The 15,445-nt window shown below is 44.9% G+C and carries 10 protein-coding genes; 2 read left to right on the top strand and 8 right to left on the bottom strand.

Features of this window, described 5'->3' with window-relative positions; genetic code table 11:
* Nucleotides 1-200: 200 nt before the first annotated feature.
* On the bottom strand, nucleotides 201-1,562 hold the full coding sequence (locus AC6RGY_RS03510; RefSeq protein WP_499859814.1) for an FAD-binding oxidoreductase: 1,362 nt from the start codon (nucleotides 1,560-1,562) through the stop codon (nucleotides 201-203).
* Nucleotides 1,563-1,856: 294 nt separating this feature from the next.
* Between AC6RGY_RS03510 and AC6RGY_RS03505 the strand changes: the two genes are divergently transcribed.
* Nucleotides 1,857-3,908, top strand: a complete 2,052-nt coding sequence (locus tag AC6RGY_RS03505) for an SBBP repeat-containing protein (RefSeq protein ID WP_499859813.1) — start codon at nucleotides 1,857-1,859, stop codon at nucleotides 3,906-3,908.
* A 337-nt stretch (nucleotides 3,909-4,245) separates the two neighbouring features.
* Here the strand turns inward: AC6RGY_RS03505 and AC6RGY_RS03500 are convergent, their stop codons facing one another.
* The 7 genes from AC6RGY_RS03500 to AC6RGY_RS03470 form a co-directional block, all read right to left on the bottom strand.
* Nucleotides 4,246-6,315: an SBBP repeat-containing protein gene (locus tag AC6RGY_RS03500; RefSeq protein WP_499859812.1), complete on the bottom strand. Its 2,070-nt coding sequence runs from the start codon at nucleotides 6,313-6,315 to the stop codon at nucleotides 4,246-4,248.
* Between the two features lie 351 nt (nucleotides 6,316-6,666).
* A complete protein-coding gene (locus AC6RGY_RS03495) occupies nucleotides 6,667-7,248 on the bottom strand; it encodes a tetratricopeptide repeat protein (protein ID WP_499859811.1) in 582 nt (193 codons plus the stop codon).
* Nucleotides 7,249-7,548: 300 nt separating this feature from the next.
* Nucleotides 7,549-8,481 (bottom strand): oligopeptide ABC transporter permease, encoded by a 933-nt coding sequence (gene opp4C, locus AC6RGY_RS03490; protein WP_499859810.1) that lies wholly within the window; start codon nucleotides 8,479-8,481, stop codon nucleotides 7,549-7,551.
* A gap of 14 nt (nucleotides 8,482-8,495) precedes the next feature.
* Nucleotides 8,496-9,458, bottom strand: coding sequence for an ABC transporter permease (locus AC6RGY_RS03485; RefSeq protein ID WP_499859809.1), 963 nt, complete (start codon nucleotides 9,456-9,458; stop codon nucleotides 8,496-8,498).
* 94 nt (nucleotides 9,459-9,552) lie between these two features.
* Nucleotides 9,553-11,241 carry a peptide-binding protein gene (locus tag AC6RGY_RS03480; protein ID WP_499859808.1) on the bottom strand — a complete coding sequence of 563 codons (1,689 nt, stop codon included), beginning with the start codon at nucleotides 11,239-11,241 and terminating at the stop codon, nucleotides 9,553-9,555.
* A 163-nt stretch (nucleotides 11,242-11,404) separates the two neighbouring features.
* Complete coding sequence (locus tag AC6RGY_RS03475; protein ID WP_499859807.1) at nucleotides 11,405-12,394, bottom strand: ABC transporter ATP-binding protein; 990 nt, start codon at nucleotides 12,392-12,394, stop codon at nucleotides 11,405-11,407.
* The gene (locus AC6RGY_RS03470) at nucleotides 12,391-13,398 is read right to left on the bottom strand and encodes an ABC transporter ATP-binding protein (protein ID WP_499859806.1); all 1,008 of its coding nucleotides are present in this window, start codon (nucleotides 13,396-13,398) and stop codon (nucleotides 12,391-12,393) included. Before AC6RGY_RS03470 ends, AC6RGY_RS03475 begins: the two co-directional genes overlap by 4 nt.
* A 229-nt stretch (nucleotides 13,399-13,627) precedes the next feature.
* Here AC6RGY_RS03470 and AC6RGY_RS03465 point away from each other — a divergent pair, with 229 nt between their 5' ends.
* Nucleotides 13,628-15,355 carry an Rqc2 family fibronectin-binding protein gene (locus AC6RGY_RS03465; RefSeq protein WP_499859805.1) on the top strand — a complete coding sequence of 576 codons (1,728 nt, stop codon included), beginning with the start codon at nucleotides 13,628-13,630 and terminating at the stop codon, nucleotides 15,353-15,355.
* Nucleotides 15,356-15,445: the final 90 nt, after the last annotated feature.

Below are 15,445 nucleotides of genomic sequence, written 5' to 3'. Positions count from 1 at the left end.
CCAAACAACCGTTATCCGCCAGCCGTTCTTTTTAACCCTATGCACAAGAAGAGCGGAGTGAGGGGTTCTATACAAGTAACCCCATGACTATCCTTTAATTTGGTGGACTTGTGATAGTTACGGGACACTCCTTCTTTCTCTTGCTAGATGAACCCCTCACTTGCATATTACGCAAATGACATGCTTTTTATATTCTTTCATTAATCCCGGACGGATTGAGGTTGACCAAATAGATCGAGTGGATCAAATTCACGATCGATTCTACGCAATCGATCCAAGGTAGGTGGGTAATATTGCCGATCGGGATCTTCTAACAATAGATCGACCCAACCAGAGTAAGCTTCTTTTGTTCTGTTTCTCTCAATACGAAGACGTAAATTGTTCACCCACGCAATGCGCTCTGCCCGATTTGTTACAGGTTGCTCCCAACTATTCGAGATTTCTACTGCATATTTAGCATTCCGATGTCCATATACACTCTCCGCTGTGGTTCGATCTCGTACGGCACCACCTAACGCATTGAGCATGAGAAAAGATGACGATGGAGCTATCATAAATTGTTTAACGATTGCCTCAATTTCACTGTTACTAAATACGCGATCAATGAATACTCCTGTATTCTTGAAGAATAGTTGCTCTTTCCCTGTCATGGTCTGATACCAGATATCCTGAGTAACTACTCGATCAAATGCATTTTGAATGGAGGTAGGTGGTTCGATCTCTACAATGTCCGGCTGTGTATCGAGTAATGGTTGCAATATTCTCCTCAATTGCTCTTGAGAGCCGACAAACATTCCGATTGCCCGAGCATCTGTATTTGTAATCGCAAACGAAGAAGTGAGATCACGCGTAACTTCCGATCCCCAAAATTGATAGATGTTTAGTATTCTTCCTATTTTACTGAAATCACTAGGGTTGTTTACATTCCATTTCAATAGGAAGGTACTAACATTCACCAAAGGTCGTAATCGGTAGTGTAGGCGGGTAATAAAGCCAGGTACATTCAAACCACCACCTTGAGTTGCCCAGAATAAGTCTTGAAATTTATTCGCATTTGCATGCACCAGCGTGGGAAGTTGATTCTTGCCTTTTGCAATAACGATATCCACTCCTGCCAAGCTATCAATCGTCAAGCCAAATTTGCGTGTAAGGTAGGAAAAGCCCCCACAAATATTGCCTGACATACTTGTAGCTAAAGCGGATGGTGGGATAAATCGATCAAACTTAGCCAACTCTTTGTTCACATCTCCCATGATTTCTCCTGCTTCTATTTTTGCTATTTGCCTAGACGAATCAACATTCACCCCTTTCATCAATTCTTTCGAGATCATTAGCTGGCCATCTGCACCATCAAAACCTTCATAACTTCTTCCTCTCGACTTGACTCTAAGCCGCATCCCATTTTGGATTGCGAATGAAATCGCTCTTATTGCTTCATTATCATTTCTCGGAAGGATAATTAAATTGGGGAATTTGTCAAATCGGTCATTGAATAATTTCCGAATCTCATTGTATCCAACTCCATTCGGACCAATAACAACCAACCCATCTAATGAACTCATTTTTCTCCCTCTTTCCTTTGATGATCGCCATATTGTATGTGGGTTATTTTCATTTCATGCTTAATCTAAACAAAGGGCACAAGTACCCACAGCCAAAGAGGTTGAACCGCTCCCACCTACTCACTTGCAATCGATTGCCCTAAAAACATAGGGTTTCTTCTAAAATGAGAAAGACCCATATTATTTTCGGATCGAGTTTAATTTACTGCTCTTATATCGTAAATGAATCACATACAATTATAAAAACACATGGCCTAAAACCAATAATTTTCTCAAAAGAAGGGAGAAAATGAGATGGAAACAGGAATACAGCGGATGAAATCCGATCGAAACTCTCACTTGATTTCCTCTGAATACAGCGGGAATGGGAGCTATTCGATGGTTGGAGAGGGTATAAGTGCTATATTCTCTTCTGATCGAGTAACTTTTCATTTTGCAGAAAACGAAAAAAGTTGGGAAGAGCATCTTACACTCCGATTTTTGAACAGCCATCCACAAGTGGGCATAGAGCAGTGCCAGCAAGATAGGATCAGCTATCAGGAGCTGTGGACAGGGATCGATCTGGTTTTTTATCAATCCAAAGGGCAATTCAAGTATGATGTAGTGGTTTCCCCAGGTGCTTGTATCGATGATATTCGTTGGATGTATGAGGAAAGCAAAGGACTTTCCATTGGAGAAAATGGAGACTTAGTGATTTACACTTCTCAGGGCTTTCTCTGCGAAGAAAAGCCAATCAGTTTTCAACAAGAACAAGGAACAAAACGATCTGTCTTCACTACTTACCAACTTCACCCAGATCAATCGATCGGTTTCCGCATCGGTCCGGAATATGACCCAACGAAGCAACTGATTATCGATCCTGTTGTCTTCTATTCCACTTATTTAGGTGGTAATCGATCAGATGAAGCAAATGGGATCACCGTAGATGGAGAAAGAAATTCCTATATCGTCGGAACCACGGATTCGACTGACTTCCCCGTGACGTCAGGTGCCTTTCAAACACGTATTGTATTTGGGAATAGTGTTTTTGTATCCAAATTGAATCAAGCAGGAAATTCTCTGGTTTATTCTACTGTTTTAAGTGGGAACTTTGAAGATACAGGCAGAGCCATTGCAGTCGATATGGATAACAACGCCTATATAACCGGCTTTACACAATCCACTAATTTCCCTGTTACTTCAGGAGCCTTCCAGATGAATTTCGGTCCTCTTACAGGATTTCCAGATGCCTTTGTTAGTAAGCTAAACCCGTTGGGCACATCGTTGATCTACTCTACCTTTCTAGGAGGCCAACTCTCCAATGTTGGTGAAGGAATCACGGTAGATGATAGTCAACAGGCCTATGTAGTGGGGCAAACCAATTCGTTTGACTTTCCAACAACATCAGGTGCCTTTCAAACCACCTTTGGGAACGATATCGATGCCTTTGTTACCAAGTTTCATGCTACTGGCTCTTCGCTTGTTTATTCAACCTATTTAGGCAGGTCAGGAAAAGTGGATATTGGATTAGGAATTGCTTTGGATGATCGCAATCGAGCCGTTGTAACAGGTTCCACTACCTCAACGGACTTTCCTGTAACCACGAATGCATTTCAAACGAAGTATGGCGGTCAAGGTGATGCTTTCATTACACAGTTTAATGAAGCTGGATCAGATCTTGTTTATTCTACTTTCTTAGGTGGAAGTGGGAGTGACCAAGCATGCGCCATCGCGCTTAATCTGGGTAACCAACCTTATGTCACAGGGCTGACAAGTTCCAGTGACTTCCCGACAACAGCAAATGCCTTCCAGACGACAAAGGCCGGAGGAGTAGATGCGTTCGTAACCAACCTGGACGACTCAGGATCGACGCTGATTTATTCCACTTATCTAGGGGGGACGCGAACAGATCAAGGCCGAGGGATTGGGGTCGACTCCTTTGGTACAGCATGGGTAACTGGCTTTACGCAGTCCAGCAACTTCCCTGTAACTTCTGACGCTTTCCAAGATAGGTTTGCAGGTGGCACACTGGATGCATTTGTCACCCAAATAAGCTTCTCAGGACAAGGACTCTCCTTTTCTTCGTATCTTGGCGGTAGGGGGAGCGACGCAGGAAATGCCTTGGCGGTTGATAGCACCGAAAGTGCTTATGTATGTGGATCGACTGAATCGCGCAATTTCCCAGTTACTTTTAATGCCTATCAATCTGATTTACGAGGGCCTGGCGATGCTTTCATTCTAAAAGTGGGATCCCTTTCTGCGGTAGGTCCAACAGGACCAACCGGAGCCATTGGACCCCGCGGACCACGTGGGCCACGGGGAGCAAGAGGTCCACAGGGAGGGAGTAGTGGGGAATCAAGCTTTTAGCTACTAGTAAAAGAGTGGATCTCTCTCTACTTCTAAGAGCTACTTTAATCCAACTAGATTTTGTTCTTCTCACAGTTCTCCTCAAATCGATTGTCCAATGAGTACGGCTCTAGGTGGTAGCTTCATCCTGAAAGCCTTGTAGGAGAAGCTACCACCTGCCCTTAAGATTTTTCGAGCGGGATGGAAAAAGAATCACAGTGTTCTGAGCCCCATATAAATGCCACATTCAACAAACGGCACAGTATATAAGCCTCATTCTCATATTTGCAGATAAAAACACCTTTTTGAAAAGGATGCAGTGGATTTGGCGCAAATCCTTTTGACCTGTGGTAATATACTACCCCTCTAACTCCCCTCCTCCTATACCACGTGGCCCTCTTGGTCCCCGCGGTCCACGTCGACCTCTCGGACCTCTGGGTCCTATTGTACCTTGTGCTCCGGTCGCTCCAGTGGGACCCGTCGCCCCTACCGATGTAAGTGCTCCTACTTTCATCACAAACCCGTCCGTTACTCCTCCAAATCTTCTCTGGAAAGCATGGAAGGATACAGGGAAATTAGATGAAGCAGACCCAGTAAAATAAGCACTCTCTTGCCCATCAATCGCGACATCCAATCCCTCATCAGCACCACCTCCACCTAGATAAGATGAAAAGGAAAGACCGCGACCGGCAAAGCTCATCTGTGTCACAAAGGCATCGGATGGCCCAGCTAAGCTGTCTTGAAAAGCATCCGAGGTAAGGGGGAAGTTTGTTGAACCTGTTATGCCAATCACCCAAGCCGCTCCAAACGAATCAACCCCAATTCTCCCTCCAGAATCCGTACCCGCTCCACCGAGATAGGTAGAGTACACCAGAGAATCGCCTGTCGACTCCAATACAGTCACAAAAGCATCTTGCCCTCCAGTTAAGCTCGTTTGAAACGCATTGAACGTCGTCGGAAAATCGTTCGAAGCTGTATTTCCTGTCACATACGCGTTACCTGCTCCGTCCAAATCAATTCCACTTCCCTCTTCCCTTTCCGCTCCACCTAAATAGGTCGAATAGATTAATGAAGATCCGGAAGTATTCAATTTCGTAACAAAGGCATCTACACCCCCTCCAAAGATTGGCTGAAAGGCATTGGTAATTGGAAAGTTTGTTGAATCTGTATCACCTACTACATAAGCCTGATTGCTATCATCGATAATAATGTCAAATCCCCGGTCAGTCTCTCTCCCACCCAAGTATGTGGAATAAGCAAGGGCTGATCCTGTTGGGTTTAATTTAGTTGCAAAGGCATCCACCAATCCTCCGCCATACACCGGTTGAAAAGCCCCGGTTGTGGTTGGAAAATTGGTGGACGATGTGACACCAGCTACATATGCGTTATTCAAAGCATCTACAACAATGCTAAGTCCTGTATCCCCTCCACTCCCACCAAGAAAAGTGGAATAAAGAAGAGAAGTTCCCCTATCATTCAGCTTAGTAACAAATCCATTGTCGGCAGTTGGAGCCGATTGATTTACCGTCTGAAAGGCCCCCGAGGTAATAGGAAAATCAGTCGATCGGGTTTGTCCTGTCACATAAGCATTTTGGGATGCATCCACCGCAATTCCTAATCCTACCTCGATTCCACTCCCCCCAATCAAAGTAGAGTAGACAAGTGAGCTACCAGCTTCATTTAACTTGCTGACAAACACATCGGCAGATCCATTAAGTAGGGTCTGGAAAGCGCCGGAAGTAACGGGAAAGTTACTAGATAAGGTCGGACCGGTTATATAAGCGCTTCGAGCAGAATCCACCGCGATACCATTCCCCGACTCTCGATTTATCCCTCCAAGATAAGTAGAGTAAAACACCATGGGGTCAATAACGAGTAGACGTGATGGATCATAGGCTCCTTTCTCAACAGAAAACCGAATCGATTCATCCGCATACAACTGAAATGCCGTTGGCACCATCTTCTTCTCCTGTCCCGCCCATTGAAAACTTACCGGTTTTTCTTCACAGAGGACACCCTTTCGTGTATAAACGAACAAATCGCCACACTCGCTTAATCTCTGCTTCTCACCACCCTCATATTTGAATCCGATATCTTCAAGACAAGCACCTGGGTGAACAATCACATCATATTTCAGTAAATCCTCTTTTCCATAGAACACAACGTCAATTCCTTGCCATATCCTTTCATAGGCAACCCGAATAAACCCTGCGCCATTTTGCTCGATCCCTCTTGGAAATACCATTTCGTGCACTTCCACAAACCGTAGCATCAACTCAGAACCTTCAAGACTATAGCGCACTCCCTCTGGCAAAAACGTAAAATGAATTCCTGATCCTTCGGCAACATAACCCTTTCGTCCGCGTCCATTTTCTTCAGAAGGCTTAAACAGTATAGATGGTGTCCCAATATTCTTCACATCCTTCATTTCGGACCCCTCCATTATCATGGTGCTTTATCCTATGCTGCATAGGGGTATCAGTGCCTAAAAGGATAGGGGTATACCTATCATTCCCATCATCTCACCCATTTTGGGTTGTACCTCATCCCTTACCCACTTCTGCATTGAGTGAAGTCAGAATCTACTCCATGGTATTAACTAAACAAAATCATCATTGGAGGAACCAATGATGCGTATATTTTCGTAAAAGAATCTCTCAGAGCTTCTGAAGCGACGGGAGCACAGGACCATATGAAGCGATAGAATGCACAAGGACCACGGGGAGCTCGCAGGAAACTGACCAAGAAAAGGTATCGGGGTTACACCATTCTCCCTTGATTACCTTTCCTCCCTCACCTTCTCCAACGCCAAGGTCGTTGATTGAATTAATGATTGATCTCCCTTCTTCATTCTTATGGTAAGAGCTTTTTCTAACAACACTTCCGCCTCACTGAGCCTTCCTTGTTCCCACATCATTTTTCCCAGATGCTGAAGAGCAAAATCTTCGTATGTGACCACCGGATAGGTGGTACACCATTGCATCGCTTTCAGAAAAAGCTTCTCTGCATAATCTACCCTTCCTTGGTACTTATACGCTTCACCCAGCCGAATCCATGCTACTATGAGTTGACGAGGTTCATTCCTTTCCTTCGCGATCGCTACGGCTTCAGTTAGATAGGTTGTGGCCTGTGACAGATTTCCCATCACGCGGTAAGCATTACCAAGGTAGCCGAGCAGAAAAAGGAGAGACGCTTCGTCTCCTTTTTCTTTTACTTCCGATAGCCACTTCTCTGCTTCCTCGATCGCTTCTTGTAGTCGACATCGATCTATAGGAACTTCTCGTAACCGATGATTAAAGTTCCCTAGAGATTCTAATGAAGGCAATTGATTTTTTAGAAACGAGAGCGTAATAACGGTCACTCTCCTACCTCCTCTTCTCCTATTGAAATCCAACTTGGACACAACCTTACCTATTTTCTCTTTTTCCTTATTAACAAACGAAGGCGAGGGGTTCCTTTCTAGTAATGAAGAAGGAACCCCTCGCCTCGCCTATCCCACCAACCTATGATGAGAAGGTGTCCAACTATTCCACTGTATCCCCTTGCTAGCTCTGCGGACTCTGCACTTAAGGTGCATGATACATAGCAAACATACCACCGATGAACAAAGCTATGATAGCACCGTAAATCACAAGCCTTCCATCGAGCAACTCTTCCCTGTTTATCGTCTGGTCGACTTGGTATCAAACGCATCGCGCAATCCATCACCGATAAAGTTGATCGCCAAAACGGTAATCACGATCAGTGTGCCTGGAGGGATCCACCGCCACGGCTCATTGGAGAGTGTACGGATGTTTTTAGCTGAGTTAAGCATATTTCCCCAGGTAGGAGTCGGCTCCGGTACGCCAAAACCAAGGAAACTGAGTGAGGACTCAATCGTAATCATCAAACCCATCAAAAGCGTCGCATTCACAATCAAAGGCGCGATCGCATTGGGGAGGATATGACGCGTGATAATGCGAAAGTCATGACAGCCTGCCGCACGTGCACTTAACACAAATTCACGCTCCCGCAATGACAAAAACTCTGCTCGCATCAGCCTTGCCGTCTGTGGCCACACGACCACCATCAAAATTCCGATGAGAATCCACATGTTTGATTCCCCGATAACGGCCACAACAAACAGAATTAATAGTAAGAAAGGGAGCGCCAAGACCAAATCGGTCAGCCTCATCACAACCGTATCCACCCATTTCCTGTAGTAACCAGCTAAAGCCCCCAAGGTAGCCCCGATAAAAACAGTTCCCAACATCGTAACCACACCAATTAAGAGTGAGACACGCCCTCCATACAGTAATCGGGTAAAAATGTCCCTTCCTGTTTCATCCGTACCCAAGAGATGATCACTGCTCGGCTTCGCCTCAGTATTGTACAAATCGGTTTTTAATGGATCTTGTTCACTTAACAGAGGAGCAAAGACAGATAGGACAGTCACGAAAATCAATATGAGAATACCGACAATCGCCATTCGGTTCTTAAAGAAACGACGCATCGCCAGTTGCAGAGGCGACTTTCCTTTCTTTTCTTTTGGTGAAGGTGTAGGTCCTGTAGATGGTACTTTGACTTCAGATTGTTGGATTGCTGGCTCTTCCATATTCAAGTCACCTCTCAATCATAGCGAATGCGCGGATCAACCACCGCATATAAGATATCAGCCACCAGATTCCCTAACAATACAAAGAAAGAGGCCATGACGGTTACCGCCATCATGATTGGGTAATCTCGATTGACAATCGACTCATATAATAATTGCCCCAGTCCTGGCCAGCTAAAGATGGTTTCTGTGATCACTGTTCCACTCAGAATAATGCCAATATCCAAACCAAATAGGGTAACTAATGGTAAAAGGGCATTCCGAAGCACGTGTTTCCGCAAAACCTTCTTGCGTGGTACACCTTTGGCATAAGCCGTTCGAACATAATCTTGCAATTTAGCTTCCAAAACACTGGCACGTGTATATCGAGTGTAAGATGCCATGTTAATAATCGAGAGCGTTACTGCAGGTAAGACGAGATGATGAAGCTTGTCCGCTATCATGGAAAAGCCCTCATTGTCCCCGCCCGCCGTAACCGTACCGCTGAACGGAAAGAGATCTATCTGAAAAGCGAATAAATAGATGAGTAACAAACCTGCGAAAAAGCTAGGCATCGATAATCCGATAAAGGCAGCCCCGGTTAAACTATAGTCCGCCAATGTGTATGGACGCTGTGCAGAGTATATTCCCAGTGGAATCGCAATGAGGTAGGTTAATAACAATGCACTAACCCCAAGGAGGACGGTATTCCCAATACGATCTCCTATCAGTTCCGCTACCGGAATCTTATGCCGAAAGGAGATGCCCAGCTCTCCTTGCATCGCATTTTGTGCCCAAATAAAGTATTGCTGGGTTGGACTCTTGTCCAATCCAAACTGAGCGCGCATTTTCTCATAATAAGAGGCATCCAAATTGGGGTCAAACTGACCCGTAAAGGCATCACCAGGTGCAATCTGAATCAAAGAGAACAAAATAACCGAAATAATGATCATCATCGGAATAAAGATCAACGTGCGACGAATGGTATATTGTAGCAAGAATGCTTGCCCCCTTCCTGATATCAAGAAAGGGCGTACAGCGTGTCATCCCGCTGCACGCCCTTCTTCCTTCTATCCCGGTCTTCCTATTCAACTATTGCTGATCTTCGGGAATCCACCACTTGTGGAAATCAGGATGTTCCACTGCCCCACGCCAGTCAAAGGTTACCCCTTGCACCCGATTGTTCCAAGCTTCAATTCGATTTTGTGCGTAGAGGAAAGCATAGGGAGATTCTTCGCTAACCAATTCCGTCCATTTCGCATAATACGCCTTACGCTTTTCTTGATCCGCAACTGCATCTTCTGCCGCGACAGCGCTCGTAATTAACTTATCGCTTTCTTCGTTTTCCCAACGTGGGAAGTTCCATTGATCCGTGCTCAGCCAAATCCCCGATGGATCTGGATCCGGCGTCAAACTCCAACCAGCTAAGAAAAGCTCATATTTACTTTGTTCTACATTTTCATAGTAAGCCGCTACTTCTGCCGGTTGATCCAACTCCACATTTAACCCAACAGCCTTTAAATTTTCCTGAATGGGTGCAGCTGATTGCTCCCGTACCGGATTTCCCGTTGGATAAGAGAGCTTGAGCGAAAGTTTGTTCCCATCCGGATCTTCTACAAATCCATCTCCATCTTTATCTTCATATCCAGCCTCTTTTAAAAGCGACTTGGCTTTCTCTGGATCATACGAATAAGCATCCTTTAGCTCTTCGTTGTACGCCCAACTAGCTTGTGGCATATGCTGATTCAGGATCGCACCGTGCCCTTTGAGAAGTCCATCCACGATCCCTTGACGGTCGATCGCATAAACCATCGCTTGACGCAATTTAGCATCTTGCAATTTCTCCAGGGTCAGATTGAAGCCCATGTACTGATAAGCAAAATCTTGTGTTTCTTTTACCGTCAGATTCTCATCTGATTCCAATGTTTCAAATTCTTTCGGTGCAATTTGCGTCAAGAAATCGATTTCTTCGTTTTGCAATGCCCCCAAGGCAACATCTTGCGAATAAACTTTCCAGACAATTTTGTCAAGGTAAGGTTCACCATCGAAGAAGTCTTCGTTTCTCTCTAGTACAACATACTCGTTCGGCTTGATTTCTTTAAATTTGAATGGCCCACTGCCGATCGGTGCTTTCTTGGTCGCATCAATATTGGGCATGTCTTTTACTGGTGTATCCTTGTACAAGTGCTCCGGAATAGGCATATCCCACAAGTTAGAGAGATGATTGGCACGCGCTTCGTTAAAGGTTACTTTCACTGTTAGATCGTCTACCTTCTCCAGACCGGAGATGGTGTCGGCTTTCCCTTCGTTCTTTTCTGTGGCTCCTTTGATAGTGGACACCATGCTGAGGCGTGGACCCGTATAGTCTTTATCTGCAATGGTCTCCCAGGTAAAGATCATATCGTCAATCGTGAGATCTTCTCCATCATGCCACTTCAAATTCTCCTTCAGGGAAATGGTCAGTTCCGTCCCATCCTCTGAGAATTCATATTCTTTCGCTAGGTTGGGCTGCAAATTCAAATTTTCATCGTACTCAAACAAATCTTCAAATGTATAGTTGAGTACATAGACGTCATACTGATCCTCGTAAAAGATCGGATTAAAGATTCCTTTCGGTGCACTAAACATAGCCAGCGTGACGGTTCCCCCTTTTACTGGATCACCTGCACTCTCCCCTTTATCAGAGGGATCTGCATTGTTTTCATCCGAACCACAAGCCACCAAAAATACAGATAATACCATTATGAGCGCTAGACTCAGCAAAAAAGATTTGCGTTTCATCTTCATTCCCCCTCAAACCCCTTCCATCTATTTGTGATTTCATGCCCTTCCACAAGTGATCTAGGTAAACCTCCTTCTGGCATCACCTCCCTTTCATCCTTTGAGATAGGTGCGATTCCCTCTACATTCTATGAGACCACGCCTAGCAATATGGTTCTTCTCATTAAGTATTTATTGCTTCCTTCTCATCAAACAGATGACAAGCAACATAGTGATCTGCATCCAACTGAATCAACTCCGGTCGCTCCACCTTACAACGATCCATCACTTGTGGACATCTTGGATGAAAAGCGCATCCCTGCGGTGGATTGGCTGGACTGGGGACATCTCCACTTAAAACAATGCGTTCCTTTCTCCTTTTCGGATTGGGAATTGGCACAGCAGATAGGAGGGCTTGTGTGTAGGGATGTGCAGGCTTGCGGTATAACTTCTCTTTCGGAGCAATCTCTGCCATTCTACCGAGGTACATCACACCCACTCGATCTGCCATGTGCTTGACCACACTAAGATCATGCGAAATAAAAATATACGTCAGATCAAATTTTTCCTGCAAATCTTCCATCAAGTTCAACACCTGCGATTGAATAGAGACATCCAAGGCAGAAACAGGTTCGTCCGCGATAATTAACTTGGGATGAAGAGATAATGCGCGTGCTAAACCAATTCGTTGCCTCTGTCCACCAGAAAATTCATGAGGATAGCGTTGCATGTAGCTAGCATTCAACCCCACCGTCTCCATCAAGCTCTGCACCTTCTCTTTTCTCTCCTGACTGGAACCAATGCCGTGAATGCGCATCGGCTCCTCAATCAGCTGACCTACCGTCATCGTCGGATTCAGGGAAGCATACGGGTCCTGGAATACCATCTGTAAATCACGGCGTGCTTGACGTAAGCCCCTCCGTGAGAGATGAGCAATATCCTGCCCGCGAAATAACACTTGACCCTCTGTTGGATCAAGAAGGCGCATCAAAGTACGCCCTGTGGTCGTTTTGCCACAGCCTGATTCGCCTACCAATGCAAAGGTTTCCCCCTTCTTCACGGAGAAACTAACCTGATCAACCGCTTTCACCTGACCAATCGTTCGCTTCAATACTCCCCCACGAATCGGAAAGTGCTTACTCAATTGTTTGACTTCGAGTAGAGAATCACTCATTCTTTTCTCTCTCCTTCCGATTCAATCACTTCTTGATCATATAGAAAACAACGAACTCGGTGCCCAGTAGAAGTTGGAAGCAACTGCGGTTCTGCTTGAAAGCATCGTTCCCATGCCTGATCACAGCGAGGGGCAAATTTGCATCCTGTCGGCCATTGATCAGGAGAAGGGACATTGCCCCGAATGGAGTACAGGCGACCATCGATATTCTCCTCATCCAAATTGGGAACCGACTTCATCAAACCTTGTGTATAAGGATGGGCAGGCTCTTCAAACAATTCTTCCACCGGTGCCTCCTCTACCACTCGTCCCGCATACATGACAACCACACGGTCTGCCATCTCTGCGATAACTCCTAAATCGTGCGTAATCAATAAAATCGAAGATGAAAACTTCTCCTTTACTTCTCGCATCAAATCCAATATCTGCGCTTGAATCGTCACATCCAAAGCGGTCGTCGGCTCATCAGCGATCAATAGTTTGGGATTACAGGACATGGCCATCGCAATCATCACGCGTTGCCGCATCCCACCCGATAGTTGGTGAGGGTATTCTTTCATCATCTCCTCCGAGCGCGCAAATCCTACCATCTTCAACATTTCAATGGCTCGACTCCGCGCTTCTTCTTTATGAAGTTTATGATGTAAAAGAAGTCCTTCTGTCAGTTGATCACCAATGGTTAGTACAGGATTAAGAGAGGTCATCGGCTCTTGGAAAATCATTGATATATCTTTCCCGCGAATTCGCCCTAATTCTCCTTCGGACTTTTTCGTTAAGTCGTGCTCTTCAAATAAGATTTTCCCTTCAACAATTTTCCCTTTTTCCGGAATTAAGCCCATAATCGAGAGTGAGGTCATACTTTTCCCGCATCCAGACTCTCCAACAAGTCCGAGTGTCTCTCCTTTATGTACTTCCACAGTAATCCCGTCGACAGCAGGAACAATGCCATCATCAGTGAAAAAGTGCGTTTTAAGATTGTGTATTTGTAACAATGGTTCGGACACTTGCTCCCCTCCTGAAAAAACGAATAATAGAATAATATTTCTCGAATGAATAGAAACACTAATAAAAACAATCTGATATTGTCTTGTATAGTACTATTCGTTGTACTTTATCATAATCCCTTCCTCAGAATCATTTGTCCTATTCTTTCGGACACAAATCCTCTCCTTTGTCACTTATGATCATGTATACTAAACTAGAAGAAAAGGAACGTTGGAAAGGGGGATCCTCATGGCATTTGATGGCATCGTCACACGGGCGGTCGTAGAAGAGCTCCAACAACTACGACGAGGACGCATTACAAAAATCTATCAACCGACAGAAAATGAACTACTGCTTCACCTACGCTCTCACGGAGAAAATAAACGTCTACTCATTTCTGCTCACCCTGCTTACTCACGGGTTCATTTAACTCATTACCCAGTAAACCAACCCAAGCTTCCCCCGATGTTTTGTATGCTTTTGCGCAAGCATTGCGAAGGAGGCATTATCGAAAACATCACACAGGTTGGTTTAGAACGAATCATTCACGTTGACATCCGTGCACGTAATGAATTAGGAGATGAAGGGATTCGCCGGCTCATTATTGAGATGATGGGGCGACATAGCAACATTATATTAATCGACCCAACAACAGATAAAATTTTGGATGGCATTCACCATGTAACCCCCGCCATTAGCCAATACCGGCAAGTGATTCCGGGTGCGACCTATCTCGCTCCACCGGAACAACAAAAGAAAAATCCGTTGGAGACGGAAAGAGATGCTTTTATCCAATCCATTGATCTCAATCGCGGACGAATGGATCAACAACTCATTGAGCGCTTTCTTGGTGTTGGGCCCCTCGTCGCCCGTGAGATTACGCATCGTGCGGGATTGGGACGACGCGAAGAATTATGGGAGTCCTTCCAGGCTGTTTTTTCAGAAGTACGTCAGCATCATTACCAACCGCTGACGGCTGAAAATGAAAAAGGAAAGCTGATTTTCTCAGCGATCCCTCTTACTCACCTTAACAAGAAAAAGACTGTCTATCATTCGATGAGCGCTTGTTTGGAAGCCTACTTTTATGGGAAAGCTGACCGGGACCGTACGCGCCAACAAAGCTTAGACCTTATCCGAAAACTGAAAAACGAATTAGAGAAAAACAAAAAGAAAGTAGGGAAGCTAGCAAAAGAATTAAAGTCTGCACAAAACGCTAACCAATACCGAATCTACGGTGAACTTTTAACTGCCTATATGCATGAAATCAAGCGGGGAGACACTTCCTTTACGACCATCAACTTTTATGACCCAGTGGCTCCAGAAGTAACGATCAAACTGGACCCCGAACAAACTCCTGCTGAGAATGCACAGCGATATTTTAAGAAGTACAATAAAGCAAAAGCCGTACGCAAGTGGAACGAAGAGCAGATCAACAAAGCAGAGACAGACAATGAATATCTCGAAACGGTTTTGGTACAATTGGAGAATGCCTCTATCTCCGATTTAGAAGAAATCCGCGAAGAACTACAGGAAAGTGGCTTTCTCAAAGCACAAAAAAAATCTAGCAAAAAGAAGAAGAACTCTCAACAACCCGCTCCCACTTCCTACTACGCCCATGATGGCACTCTTATCCTCGTAGGCAAAAATAATAAGCAGAACGATCGTTTAACCCAGCAAATGGCTTCCGCAAGGGATACTTGGCTTCACACCAAAGACATCCCTGGTTCTCATGTTGTCATTCGTGGAGACTCCGTGAGCGAAGAAACCCTCCACGATGCCGCCATGCTCGCCGCTTATTTTAGTAAAGCACGCAGTTCTAGCCAAGTGCCTGTGGACTATACCTTGGTCAAACATGTACGCAAACCCAATGGGGCCCGTCCCGGCTATGTCATTTACGACGAGCAAAAAACCCTCTTCGTCACCCCAGATGAAGAGAGCGTCTATCGCCTATTGGAAAACAGTAGAAAACAAAAATAATGTACTCCTATATCAACAAGAGCCTCTTCTTTCTTATACATGAGAGAAACAGAGGCTCTTTTTCTTACATTCTATAAGAAAATATCGTTA

It is taken from the genome of Mechercharimyces mesophilus (genome assembly GCF_059818345.1).
This window is presented reverse-complemented; position numbering and strand designations above follow the sequence as displayed.

Bases quoted from the DNA above. Each gene is read 5' to 3' on its own strand.
- AC6RGY_RS03510 (WP_499859814.1), bottom strand. From the start codon at position 1,562: ATGAGTTCATTAGATGGGTTGGTTGTTATTGGTCCGAATGGAGTTGGA.
- AC6RGY_RS03505 (WP_499859813.1), top strand. From the start codon at position 1,857: ATGGAAACAGGAATACAGCGGATGAAATCCGATCGAAACTCTCACTTG.
- AC6RGY_RS03500 (WP_499859812.1), bottom strand. From the start codon at position 6,315: ATGAAGGATGTGAAGAATATTGGGACACCATCTATACTGTTTAAGCCT.
- opp4C (WP_499859810.1), bottom strand. From the start codon at position 8,481: ATGGAAGAGCCAGCAATCCAACAATCTGAAGTCAAAGTACCATCTACA.
- AC6RGY_RS03480 (WP_499859808.1), bottom strand. From the start codon at position 11,241: ATGAAACGCAAATCTTTTTTGCTGAGTCTAGCGCTCATAATGGTATTA.
- AC6RGY_RS03475 (WP_499859807.1), bottom strand. From the start codon at position 12,394: ATGAGTGATTCTCTACTCGAAGTCAAACAATTGAGTAAGCACTTTCCG.
- AC6RGY_RS03465 (WP_499859805.1), top strand. From the start codon at position 13,628: ATGGCATTTGATGGCATCGTCACACGGGCGGTCGTAGAAGAGCTCCAA.